A 13141-nucleotide genomic window follows, 5' to 3' on the forward strand; every position below is an offset into this window, starting at 1 on the left:
TAGGCGTGAAAAACAAAAAAATAGTGCTGTCACTAGCTGCTGTGCTTGGTGTTTGTCTGATTGGATTGTTATTTTTCAAAAACGTCTTATGGGCACCTACTGGTAGTGAGTATCGCAATATTACCGATATGAAAAGCTCCTATGAGGCTGATGCGGAAATTGCCAATGCGTTGGAACAGCTCAAAAACAGCCAGGAAAAAGCTACTGTTATTACAGGTACCAAAAGTACTCAGCGGCAGATTGCCCTGACTTTTGACGGTTTATCTGATCGTACCACCATGCAGCAGGTTTTGGACTTATTGAAGAAATATAATATTAAGGCTACCTTTTTTGTAGATGGGATGCAAACAGCTGAAGATCCACAAACTGTCGTAAATATTAGGAATGCGGGTTATAAAATAGAAAACTATACGCTTTCCGGAATGGGGAAATTGGAGACTCTGCCGGTGGAACGCCTGGTTAAGGATTTCTGCCGGGCCCAGAAAATCATCAGGGTTACAACTGATCAAGGACCGAATCTTCTCAAATGCAATGATACTAACTATACGGACCAAGTGCTCCAGGCTGCCAAAGCTTCCGGATTTGTAAGTGTTGTGAGAAGCAATGCTTTTGTTAATGTGAAACAAATTACGACTCCTCAAGCGGCCGATGCATTTGTAAGCAGTCTCCAGCCGGGCAGTATTGTTTCCGTTAAGCTAAAGACGAATACGGAACCGGTAGCTAAGGATGCGGGTAAAACTGAGCAAAAACCGGCAATTGATAAACAGCCGGGCTTGAAAAATCTGACCCAGCAGGCTGATTACGGTGAAAAAGGAACGATCGAGGCAGTTGAAAAACTACTGATTGCGCTGGTTAAGGCCAAGTACACAACCGTTTATGTAGAAGATTTTGCTGCAAACAGTTTGATCAAACCGGTAAAAACGTCTTTGCTGCCTGACGGCAGACAGCTGACCCAGTATGTTGCTGCATATTGGGCAGCGGCAGCTTCCTTCATCCAGGAGGAGGCGATGAGTTTTCTGTCCGTCAGGAAAGCTTATGCAGCAGATGCGGTAAGTGCTGCTGCTCAGGAAATAAAAGTGATTACTACTACAGAACCGGCACTTTCCTTTACTTTTGGCGGTATCGGCAATGAAGCTGTGGTGAATGATATGCTGGCCAGATTGCAAACTCTCGGTATTCAAGGGACGTTCTTTATTGCCGACACGGAAATGAAAAGGTATCCTGCTACGCTCCGGAGAATCATTGCAAACGGACACGAAATTGGGATTGCGATCAGGCCCAAGGACAATGAAACGCTGGAAGAAACACAAAGGCTCATTCTGCGTGACCGCAAGCAGCTGCAGGAGCAGTTCGGTGTTGATACCGATCTAGTAAAACAGCCCTGGGGAGCTGTAACAGATACGACAAAAGCCGCTGTTGCCGGCGTAGGCTGCAAATTAATTGGCCAGTCGATTAATGTCGTTCAGAGCAAGCATAAGGATTATAGCTCTGCTGAGCAGGTAATGGCAGAGATCTTTGGTAAATCAGTGCTTTCGCTGGGGCGGGGCCAGATTATTCATTTTCGAATGGACTTTTATTCTAATAACCGTTTAATTGGCGATTTGGTAGAAGCCGTAAAGCAAAACAAAGTGGATAATATTGCTTTTGCTACTTCTTATGACAATCCTGCAAATAACCGGGCGAATAGTTCCCAGTATACGATCAAGCCGGTGGGAGCAATTCTTGGCAATGCAAAGTATGTGTACCAGTATCCGATTGATCCTGCAACCGTTCCGGCCTATTTAAGAAGCAACGCCCCTAAGCTTACCATCAATGAGCATAATTTCCTAACAGAGGCTTCAAAGCGGTATATTGGAAATCCGGATGTGGATTATGACGACCGCATGCTCGGGTTTTCCAGAATGGACGCCCGCCGTCTCGACAAAAGCGGCCAGGTGCATACCAATGAGAATGTTATCTTCTTTACCTTTGATGATTGGGGTACCGATGCACCTATTAATAAATTGCTCTATGTGCTGCGCAAGCATAATGTGCCAGGGACTTTTTTTGTCCTCACCCATAACGTAACGTATAATCCCAATTTACTTCGTGCTATTGCAGCGGAGGGGCATGAGATCGGCAGTCACTCTGACATGCATAAGCCGATGGTAGTGCGTGATCCGAAATCGGGCAAGCAAATTCCAACTCAGAATAAAGATGAGTATACCAATGAATTGGCACTCTCGTATCAAAAGCTGGAACAAATCGTTGGCAACGTGACTGTTAATGGAAAACCTGCTTTGACACGCTTTTTCCGGCCGCCAACCCTCGCGGTTAGTAAAATGGGCTTTGAAGCATTGTTTGCAACAGGGTACGACTATATCATTTCTGGCTCTTGCAGTACTTATGACTACAAGGCCGAAAATGTTCCCCAGCTTGTCAACACGATAAAAGACGGAATTTATACAAAGCAGGGGGAAGTGAAAAAGGGAGCCGTATTTGTTATGCATATGGGTGATGCCGTTTCGTATACGCCGATGGCGCTGGATATTTTATTAACCGCCAATGAAGCCAAGGCTGATTCTGATCCTACCAAATTTAAGGTAGGCAGATTATCCGATTATTTAAAAGCAGGTTATACCCAAATGGCGCATCATCTCCAAGAACCCGATAAATAGGCATGAAGCGCAGGGATAATTATATGCTGCGAGACCCGGCAGCGAGAAATGGCAGGAAAGCGGATGTTCAATAAATTATTTCAACAAGGCCCGGAAAAAGAAGAAGATGTTTTACTTGTTGCCAAGCCCGACCGCAGGCTGCTATCCAAGGTGCCGGATAAGGAAGGCTTGCGCACGAATATCGACAGACGGCGGGCGCAGGGGAATGAGAGTGCCGACGACATCGCCGGTCTGATCAATAATGCGAACAGAGGCATACGTTATCTTGTCAATTATGAGGTAACTATTGAATACGCCTCTGGTGACAAAACGGTAAAGTGCCATGGTAAAGGGATTGATATATCAACAACCGGTATGCTGCTGGAAGTTACACCGGAAGTTGCCCGTGACTTAAGTCAGGCGGCGATGATTAAACTGAAGTTTGTTATCGCTCCCGGTACGATGCCGGAAGGCTACGAGATGAAGGTGGATATTGCCGCCCAATTTGTACGTTCCGGTGAGTCCGCGGATGGCAAGGGGCTGTGCGGTGTCGTGTTCGTACAGTCACTGGCCGAGTATGCAGCAAAGAAGAAAAATTGGTATATGCTGTCGGTGGCATCGCTGTTCCTGTTTTTTATAACTGCTGTCATCTTATTAATGCGGGCGGAAAGCATTATCTACTTTAAATTTAACAAGGCTTTGTATTTTTATAGCATTATTGCCGCTACATTTTTGCTCAGCCGGTATTTGTTCGGCTCTTTCTATCGACCGGTGCCGATTGACAAGGACTTCACACCGGGAGTAACGATTATTATTCCCTGCTTTAATGAAGAAGAATGGATACAAAAAACGATTGCCGGCTGTATTAATCAGGATTACCCAATCGATAAACTGGAAGTCATTGTTGTTGACGATTGCTCGGATGACCAGTCGTTTGCCAAAATTACCGAGTTTGTCGAAGCGCTGAAGGTTCAGGAAAAACGGTATGATATTGAAAGCCGCCTGCATTATATCAAGCAGGAACAAAATGCAGGCAAGCGCGAGGCTTTGGCCCGAGGTGCCGTGATGGCCAGGCATGATTTAATCGTTTTCGTTGATTCCGATAGTTTCCTGGATCCTTTTGCAATTCGCAATCTTGTTCAACCCTTTAAGGATACAAAAATGGGCGGCGTATCGGGACGGACCGACGTAGCCAATACGTATACCAATGCGCTGACGAAAATGCAGGCTGTCCGCTATTATATCGCCTTTCGTATTATGAAAGCGGCAGAGAGCTATTTTGATGCAGTTACTTGTTTATCCGGGCCGCTCTCCTGTTATCGCAAGGATTTGGTCCTTCGCTATATGGATGCATGGCTGAATCAGCGCTTTTTAGGAGAAAAGGCTACTTTTGGTGATGACCGAAGTATGACAAACTTTATTCTGCGCCAACATCGTACCGGGTATCAGGATACTGCCATTTGCAATACCATTGTTCCCAATAATCACCGGATTTTTTTAAAACAGCAAATGCGCTGGAAGCGCTCGTGGCTTCGCGAATCACTAATTGCCGCCAGTTTTATGTGGAAGAAAGAACCCTTTATGGCTTTATCCTTTTATATGGGTGTACTGGTTCCGTTGGTAGCGCCCCTGATTGTTATTTATAACTTATTGTACATTCCCATTACCCAGCGAGTTTTTCCTTTCACCTTTATTATCGGGATTGCTTTAATGGCTTTTCTGATGAGCATGGCTCAGCTGCTGCTGCGCAAAAGCTCAACCTGGGTATACGGATTATGGTTCTGCCTGTATTATGAAGCGGTATTGCTGTGGCAAATGCCGATTGCCTGGGTTACTTTCTGGAAAACAACCTGGGGAACACGCATGACTCCGGCTGACGTGCTGGAAGCGCTGAAAAAGAATCGTAACAAGCAAATGAGGGCCTAGAGATGACAATATCGCGTGAAGAATTTACTGCCCGCAAAGACAGACGAAAACGCATTCGGGTTGTGTTTCAAATTCTCTTTCTCCTGGCAGTATTTGCCGTTGGGGTTTATGTTCTCTTTACGCTCAAGGCGTATTCGCCTTTTGCAGAGCAGAATGTGAAATATGCCGGAGATAAGGGATTTGTTTCCCTTGCCTATTTTGGTGTGGACAGATCAGGCAACCAGAGCCTGATAGGGGTTGAAAGGCTGCATGACCACCTGCAGGCCTTAAAAAATGCCGGTTATGTGACGATTACGCAAAAAGATATTGTCGACTATTACCAGAATGGTAAAACCTTGCCGGAAAAATCGCTGTTTTTAATCTTTGAAGACGGCAGGCGGGATACGGCAATATTTTCGCAAAAGATATTGGAAGACTTGAACTTTAAAGCAACCATGCTGACTTACCCGGAAAAGTTTGAAAAAAATGACCCGAAATTCTTAATGCCGAAAGAATTAACAGAACTGGAGAAAAACAGCTATTGGGAGATGGGGACTAACGGCTACCGTCTGGCCTTTATTAACGTATTTGACCGGTACGACAATTATCTGGGGGAGCTGGATCCCCTGGAACATGCCAGTGTAGCATCGTACCTGGGGCGCAAATATAATCACTATTTAATGGACTTTATCCGGGATGAATATGGGATTCCCAAAGAGAGCCAGTCCCGTATGAAAGAGCGCATTTCTTATGATTATCAGGCGCTGCAGAAGATTTACTCGAAGGAACTGGGCTATGTTCCGGGTATGTATATCCTTATGCACTCTAATACAGGGAGCTTTGGCAATAATGATAAAGTCAGCGCCGTAAATGAACAATGGATTCATACGCTGTTTAAACTGAACTTTAACCGTGAAGGCTTTGCCTTTAATCAGCGCAACAGCAGTATCTATGATTTAACAAGGATGCAGCCGCAGGCTTACTGGTATACCAATCATTTACTGATGCGCATTAAGTATGATATTAATCAGGACCTGCCGTTTGTTACCGGTGAGAGCAGTAAACAGAAAGCCTGGGACATCGTCAAAGGAGCTGCAGAATTTCAGGAAGAGTCGATCATTTTGACATCCCTGCCGAAAGATAAAGGCTTATTGCGCTTAAAGAACAGTAATGATTTTGGCGATTTGAAGCTGTCGGTACGAATGAAGGGTAACAAGCTTGGCTTGCAGAAGTTATATCTGCGGGCCGATGACAGCTTAAACCGGTTTTTATCCGTGTACGTGTACAACAACAATTTCTATGTAACCGAAAAAGTGAATGGCACGGAAAAGGAACTCTACAAAGTAAATTTAGATCAATTTGACGGTAAAGTGCCTTTGTCTATTGACGAAGATAAAAAGGCAGCGGAAATGCGGGAATTGGAAACGTTTATCAAATACGCCGATTCTGCTGAACGGGCTAAAATTTACGCTGCCCGGCTCGTAAACAAATCCAGGGAAAATGTGCCCACTGTTGCGGCAGGCGCGGACGAATACGTACCCGAACTCAGCGTACACGCAAAAGGAGACAGGCTGCTGTCTCTCTCCCTTAAAAATGATAAGCTGAGTATTCTGCTGGATGGCAAAGAAGCGGTTCAGAACTTACAGCTGGCAAATGGTAAAGCCGGTGCTGTTTATCTTGAGACGGCATGGGGGGGTTATGGCTGGAGTCAGCGAAACTTGGCCGATGACGTTTACGATGGTGTGTTTGATAAACTGTTAATTACGGAAAACACCGGTGTCGATCAAGAAAAAGTCTTATTTGACAGCCGTATGCAGGGCTTTGATGCTGTTATGTTTAAGCTAAAACAGTACTGGTCAGCTCTCATTAACTGGTTTGTTGTTAACCTGTAGGAAAAGGAGGAAATGCGTGAAAAAGTTATATGCTGGAATGCTCAAAGGATCTATTATTGCCATAGCGCTTGTCTTTCTGGCAGGCTGTAACTATAACAGTCAGGCTGCAGTGTCGGGGCCTGTACAAAAATCTGCATGGCTTGCCTATTGGGATTTGGAAGCAGGTGAAAAAGATTTAGCAAAGGTCAGCAAAAAGCTGGAAAAGCTTTCTTATTTTGGGGCCTATTTTGATAAAGATGACCGCCTTTTCCTCCCGAAAGAGCTTAGTGATAAGAAAACTGAGCTGCAAAAGCAGAAGGGTAATTATCAAACCTATTTAACTTTTGTCAATGATAAGCAAAATGCCGATGGGTCTGCGGTAATGAAAGATATTGATATCCTCAGACGACTGTTTGCTGATGAACCTGCTATGGATAAGCATATCGCCGAGATCATTGCCATGACCAAGCAGGGCGGGTATGATGGCATCGAAATTGATTATGAGCGGATTTGGAAAGATGAAAAGGTTGGACAAGCATTTATCCGCTTTACCGAGAAGCTGTATGAACAAGCGATCAACCAGGATTTAGATCTCCGGGTAATACTGGAACCGGGTACGCCGTTTACAAGTGTTGATTTTCCCCGGGGACCTGAATATGTGGTTATGCTGTACAATCTGCACGGTTTGCACAATTCTCCCGGACCTAAAGCGGATAAGGAATTCATCCAAAAGAAAGTTAAGCAGATGGCTGCATTGCCTGGCGAAAAGGCAGTGGCGCTTTCCACCGGCGGATGCCTGTGGGGCGATAATGGCGAAAAGCGTTTCTTAACAGAAGTGGAAGCAAGAACCCTGGCCGCAACTTATGGAGTTCAGCAAAAACGGGATGAGGACAGCCAGTGCCTGGTTTTTGCCTATAAGGAGAAAGGCGTCGCCTACCAGGTATGGTATGCCGACAGCAAGACCCTCCAGTACTGGATAGTCGCCGCCCAGGAGCAGGGAGTGAATCAGATCAGCCTCTGGCGTCTTGGCGGAAATGTGGATATTAATAAACTTAACTGAAGAAAACCTTCCGGCAATAATCTGCCGGAAGGTTTTGTTTTACAGTTCATTTTTTCTTACTAAAATGCTATAGTAAGAAAAAGGAAATCAATGACCTGCGAAGTTGCTTGATGAGGTAAAGATGAAAAAGAAGAAAACCACAGGCGGTATCATTGTTGCAGCAGGCAAGCGATCCAAACGGAATGAGCCAAGTCCGCTGCTCAAAATTGGCTCTATCACGGTAGTAAAAAGAATTGTTTTAACCTTTCAGCAGGTAGGAATTTCACCGATTGTCGTCATTACCGGCTTTAGGGCGGAAGAGATTGAGCATGATTTAGCCGATTACGGAGTCATTTTTTTACGCAATGAAGAATACGAGAACACCCAAATGTTTCACTCTGCCAAAATCGGCTTGTCTTTTTTGCAGAATAAATGTGAGCAGGTAGTATTTACACCGATGACTATTCCGATGTTTGCGCCGGAGACCATTCAAAGAATGATGGAATGCGGTGAAGCGGTAATATCCCCCTCGTATCAGGGGAAATCCGGTCATCCGCTATTGCTGTCGTCTGAATTAATTCCTCAGATCCTGGCCTACGAAGGTAGTATGGGGATGCGGGGGGCTATCCGGAGCACAGGGATACAGCGGCATTGGCTGGATATTGATGATGAAGGTATTCTTCAGGATATGGACATAGAACGCCTGGATTATCTGTTAAAAAAACATAATCAGCATATTCTTCATCCTTTTCTGAGAATCAGCATTGAAAAAGAAACGCTGTTTTTTAATTCCCGGACAAAATTGCTGCTTATATTAATTCAGGATACGCATTCTGTTCGCAGTGCCTGCAGGCATATTGCCCTGTCATACAGCAAAGCCTGGAATATGCTGAATCAGCTGGAGCGGGAGCTCGGCTATGCCGTAATTGAGAGAAAGCATGGTGGCAGTAAAGGCGGAAAAACTTTTTTGACGAAAGAAGGGGCTTTGTTTCTAGAAAAATTTGAGCAGTTTGAACAGAATGTGCGCCAATATGCGAAAGATGAGTTTAAGCGTTTATTTTAGCGTCGCTGCGATAAGGCAAGTTCCTCTGATAAAGAATTTGAAGAAAAAGCAGCCTCCATTTTATAATGATGGTAACGAGGATTGTTATAACGAGTAAACTGGAGATTATTGTTTATTGTCGCGCATGTCAGGATAAATACCGTCTTAATCGGATTCTTTGAGGAGAGCGGGGAAGCTGATGAAAATCAACGGAATTATACTGGCTGCCGGATTGTCAAGCCGCATGAAGGCCTTAAAGCCCCTTCTGAAGCTGAAGGAAAAAACGATAATTGAATACAGTATTGACAGTATGCTTCAGTCCGGCGTGCAGCAAGTCGTTGTGGTACTCGGTTATCGTGCCGCGGAAATAGAGGCCGCGCTGCTGGCAAAAGGCGGCCGGCCCCAGCTTGTACTGACCCGCAATCCTCATTATGCCGAAACGGATATGTTGGCATCTGTTAAATTTGGTTTAATATCATTGCCAGACTGTGATGCCTTTTTTCTACTGCCCGGGGATATGCCTGCTGTAAATTTAGAGACTTTTCTGAAAGTAAAAGAAGCTATGGTCAGGTCCCAGGCTTTAATTGCTTTTCCCACTTTGGCGGGGCAGCGGAAGCATCCCCCCCTGATTTCAGCAAAATGTATGGAAACAATCGGTAAGTTTGACGGCACAGGCGGTCTTAGAGAGGTTTGGAGACAGTTTGATAATCAGATTGTAACTGTTGCTGTTGAAGATATCGGATGCAGACTTGACGCAGATACCAGGGAAGACTATAACAGGCTGGTAAATTACATGGAGCTTTCAAATTCATAGTCTAATGTATAGGAGGCGCCCTATGGAGAAGATTAGTCAATTTGCAAAGAAAAAAGATCATGAAACGAAAATAACCGGCCGTGCTCTTTATGTCGATGATCATGTGATTGATGGCATGCTGTATGGCCGCTTGCTGCGTTCAGCTAAAGCCAGGGCGCGGATTAGCGCTATTCATCTTCCTGTACTTCCTGAAGGGTATTTTGTTGTTGACAGAAATGACATAACCGGAGCTAATCAGGTTCATATTGTTCAGGATGATACACCTGTTTATGCAGCCGATACGGTTGAATACGTTGGTGATCCAATTCTAATGGTTGTCGGTCCGGAGTTGACAGAAGTTGAACGCATCAGAAACGAGATTGTTATCGTCTATGAAGAACTGACTGCCGTACTGGACATGCAAAAATCGGATACAATCTTTTTCCATTATAATTATGAAAAGGGTAATATCGAGCAGGCATTAGCTGAAGCGGACAGCGTGTTTGTCGAAACCTTCCAAACCGGTTATCAGGAACAGGCTTATTTAGAAACCCAGGGAATGATTGCCTACCCGCATGACGGGCGGATGACAGTGCGGGGCTCGATGCAGTGTCCCTATTATGTACATGGTGCGGTTGCCAAAGCGCTGGGGTATGCCGGCAAAGATGTACAGGTTATTCAGGACGTTACTGGCGGTGGTTTTGGCGGTAAGGAAGCGTATCCGTCGATCCTTGCCTGCCAGGTAGCAGTAGCGGCAAAAAAAGCAAATAAACCGGTAAAAGTAGTGTTTGAGCGGCGTGAGGATATGGAGTTTACTTCCAAGCGCCATCCGTCCATCAGTACGTATAAAGTGGCTGTAAAAAACGGTGAAATAACCGGTATGGATATTGATGTTACTTACAACAGTGGAGCCTATACTACTTTGACACCTGTTGTTCTGCAGCGGGGGCTGATTTCTTCCAGCGGCGTATACCGCATCGACAATCTGCGGGTAACCGGGCGGGCGGTGAAGACTAATACCGTTCCCTGTGGTGCCTTCCGGGGGTTTGGCGCACCGCAAACCTTTTTTGCGGTCGAGATGATGATGGGACATGTTGCCAGGAAATTAGGGATTGAAGCGCTGGAACTAAAAGAACGATACATGGTTAAACAGGGAGATGCCACCTCTACAAGCGGCAAGTATCATTTTCATGTACCTCTGCCGGAAATGGTTGATCGCATGGATGAACTTACGGGCTACCGCAGCAAACGCAAACAATATCAGCAGCAGACCGGCCGGTACAGAAAAGGCATTGGCCTTTCGATGTTTTTCCATGGCTGCGGTTTCACCGGCAGCGGTGAGCGGGATCTTATTAAGGCGGTTGCAAGAATCCGTAAGAATACCGATGAAACGGTAGAAATACTGACAAGTAATACGGATATGGGGCAGGGCCTTAAAACTACCTTTTGCAAGATTGTGGCCGACACTTTGGGGATACCCTATGAGCAGGTATATATTGATAATCCTGATACCGATCTTGTACCTGACTCAGGACCGACGGCAGCTAGCCGCTCATTAATGGTAGTGGGGGGGCTGCTGCAGAAGGCAGCACGGAGACTGAAGGATGACTGGCGGCCAGGTGAAGAACAACTGATTGAAGAACGTTTTGTTGAACCTGATTTTATTATCCCGTTTAGTCTTGATAAGTTTAAAGGTGATGCCTATCCCACTTATTCGTGGGCGGTTAATGTTATTGAGGTGGAAGTTGATACGCTGACGGCTGCCGCAAAGGTAGTTGGTGCCTGGGGGATATTTGATGTAGGCGTCCCTATCGATATGAATATTATTCAGGGCCAAATGCAAGGCGGTTTCCTGCAGGGAATTGGTTACGCGTCGATGGAGCAAATGGATTATAACGAGAAAGGCATGATTCGCAATAACAGCTTCAGCGATTATATTATCCCCACTGCGGTGGATATACCGAATCTAGTGACAGAAATCATGAATAATCCCTATACGGATGGTCCTTACGGAGCAAAGGGAGCAGGAGAACTGCCTACTGTAGGTGCCGCACCGGCGTATGTTGAGGCAATGGAAAATGCACTTGGGGCAAACTTTACTAAGATACCTATAACAGCAGAAGATGCCATGAGGGTCTTACAGGAGGGGAATAAATGATGATACAATTTATTCTTAACGGTCAGGAGGTTGTCTCTCATGCTAAGGCAAATGAGCGGCTGCTCGATGTGCTGCGTACTGAATTTCGCCTTACCGGGGCAAAATGCGGCTGTAAAGAAGGGGAATGCGGCGCATGTTCCGTTATCCTTGACGGGCGGCTGGTCAATACTTGTATGGTTGCGATGGGAACTGTGCATGGCAGCTCAGTGCTGACAATTGAAGGCTATAGCCAAACAGAGCGTTTCAGCGTATTGGAGAAGGCCTATGCTGCCGTAAGCGCCGTTCAATGCGGATTTTGTATTCCCGGCATGATGCTGGCTTCTGAGTGTATCCTCGCTAAAAATCCCAACCCCACGGAAGCCCAGATACGCACAGGCATATCGGGTAACCTTTGCAGGTGCACTGGCTATAATGCTATTGTGGAAGCCATTGCAATTGCGGCAAAGGAGGGGCAGGGATTATGGTAAATGGTTATTTGGCAACAACTTTGCAGGAGGCGTTGGAGATCCGAGCAAGGGAAGCCGTAATTCCCTACAGCGGTGGCACTGATTTAATGATTGAACCGGAGGAATCGGCAACCTTCCTGTTTCTGGGCAAGATTCCCGAATTAAAAAAAATAATGGATGATGGTCAGTATATTCGTATTGGGGCTGCCTGCACGTTTACGGAAGTCTTGGAACATGACCTGAGTCCGGCTGTGCTGAAAGAGGCGGTATCTCAAATTGCCGCACCGGCGATCCGGAATCTTGGCACGGTGGGCGGCAATATTTGCAACGGATCGCCGAAGGGCGACAGCACATTGATTTTTGTGGCAACCGATGCCAAATTACGTCTGGCAAGCAAGAACAGCGAGCGGATTATTCCCATTACAGAGTTCTTTCTGGGCAGAAGAAAAACTGTATTGCAAGCCGATGAACTGCTGGTGGAAATTCTGATGAGCCGGACCGGCCTCGAGAACTACTACTACAAAAAGGTTGGGGCAAGGGATGCGCTGGCAATATCCAGAGTAGCTTTTGCCGCTGTTCTTAACGTAGTCGATGAAAAAATAACATCCTGTATCACCGCTTTTGGTGCCGTGAGCGATAGTTTTATCAGGCAACCGGAGATTGATGCTATGCTTAGCGGCAAAACGATTGCTCAGGCTAAAGCCATCAAAGAACAGTACCTGGCTGCTTATAATGAAGCAATTGTTCCTATCAGGGGAAGAATATCGGCAGAATACAGAAAAACTGTCTGTATGAATTTGCTGCGGGATTTCCTGGAAAGCAACGGAATTTGATACTAAAGAATGAAAAACAGGGGGCCGCATTCGCTGTGTTTTTTAGCGTTTTGCGGCTCCCTCTTTAAAAGGAAAAGAGGAGCTGCTTCGCTCCTCTTGGATGGCGGTTTAGCGCCAGGGATAGGAAACCCGGTCAAAGTAGGCAACTGCCAGCCAAACAATAGCGATCACAACAACTGCTGCAATTACAAAGGTTGTCATAGCATCCTCCTTTTTAGGCCGTATAATAGCTATCCCCTTATATAGTGTGCGAGTTCGTGAATCTCATTCATAAAATGACGATTCTGGCCGAAGCTGCCGCCAAAGCCATTGCCGAACTTATGGCCAAATCCGTCGAGGGCTCCGCCAAACCCCAGTCCATAAGGCAGGCTCCAGCTATGATAATAGGCCCAACGGTAAACCATAATAATGCCTCCCT

General features: G+C 45.8%; 10 protein-coding genes. 9 read left to right on the forward strand and 1 reads right to left on the reverse strand.

Going from position 1 to position 13141, the window contains the following annotated elements:
* The first annotated feature begins 5 nt into the window (after positions 1-5).
* The 9 genes from EV210_RS05760 (at position 6) to EV210_RS05800 (ending at position 12723) form a co-directional block, all read left to right on the forward strand.
* The gene (locus EV210_RS05760; protein WP_132076942.1) at positions 6-2657 is read left to right on the forward strand and encodes a polysaccharide deacetylase family protein; all 2652 of its coding nucleotides are present in this window, start codon (positions 6-8) and stop codon (positions 2655-2657) included.
* Between the two features lie 63 nt (positions 2658-2720).
* Positions 2721-4562: a glycosyltransferase family 2 protein gene (locus tag EV210_RS05765; RefSeq protein ID WP_132076945.1), complete on the forward strand. Its 1842-nt coding sequence runs from the start codon at positions 2721-2723 to the stop codon at positions 4560-4562.
* 2 nt (positions 4563-4564) lie between these two features.
* Positions 4565-6433, forward strand: a complete 1869-nt coding sequence (locus EV210_RS05770; protein WP_132076948.1) for a polysaccharide deacetylase family protein — start codon at positions 4565-4567, stop codon at positions 6431-6433.
* 16 nt (positions 6434-6449) lie between these two features.
* On the forward strand, positions 6450-7472 hold the full coding sequence (locus EV210_RS05775; RefSeq protein WP_243650451.1) for a glycosyl hydrolase family 18 protein: 1023 nt from the start codon (positions 6450-6452) through the stop codon (positions 7470-7472).
* 121 nt (positions 7473-7593) lie between these two features.
* Entirely contained in the window at positions 7594-8514 is a 921-nt protein-coding gene (locus EV210_RS05780) for an NTP transferase domain-containing protein (protein WP_132076951.1), read from the forward strand.
* A 178-nt stretch (positions 8515-8692) separates the two neighbouring features.
* The gene (locus tag EV210_RS05785) at positions 8693-9307 is read left to right on the forward strand and encodes a nucleotidyltransferase family protein (protein ID WP_132076954.1); all 615 of its coding nucleotides are present in this window, start codon (positions 8693-8695) and stop codon (positions 9305-9307) included.
* Between the two features lie 22 nt (positions 9308-9329).
* The gene (locus EV210_RS05790; RefSeq protein WP_132076957.1) at positions 9330-11444 is read left to right on the forward strand and encodes a xanthine dehydrogenase family protein molybdopterin-binding subunit; all 2115 of its coding nucleotides are present in this window, start codon (positions 9330-9332) and stop codon (positions 11442-11444) included.
* Complete coding sequence (locus EV210_RS05795) at positions 11441-11911, forward strand: (2Fe-2S)-binding protein (protein WP_207900663.1); 471 nt, start codon at positions 11441-11443, stop codon at positions 11909-11911. Before EV210_RS05790 ends, EV210_RS05795 begins: the two co-directional genes overlap by 4 nt.
* The gene (locus EV210_RS05800; protein WP_132076960.1) at positions 11905-12723 is read left to right on the forward strand and encodes an FAD binding domain-containing protein; all 819 of its coding nucleotides are present in this window, start codon (positions 11905-11907) and stop codon (positions 12721-12723) included. Before EV210_RS05795 ends, EV210_RS05800 begins: the two co-directional genes overlap by 7 nt.
* Before the next feature lie 230 nt (positions 12724-12953).
* Here the strand turns inward: EV210_RS05800 and EV210_RS22510 are convergent, their stop codons facing one another.
* Positions 12954-13127, reverse strand: coding sequence for a hypothetical protein (locus EV210_RS22510; protein WP_165898798.1), 174 nt, complete (start codon positions 13125-13127; stop codon positions 12954-12956).
* Between the last annotated feature and the right edge of the window lie 14 nt (positions 13128-13141).

The organism is Anaerospora hongkongensis (assembly GCF_004339805.1).
GTDB lineage: Bacteria > Bacillota > Negativicutes > Sporomusales > DSM-15969 > Anaerospora > Anaerospora hongkongensis.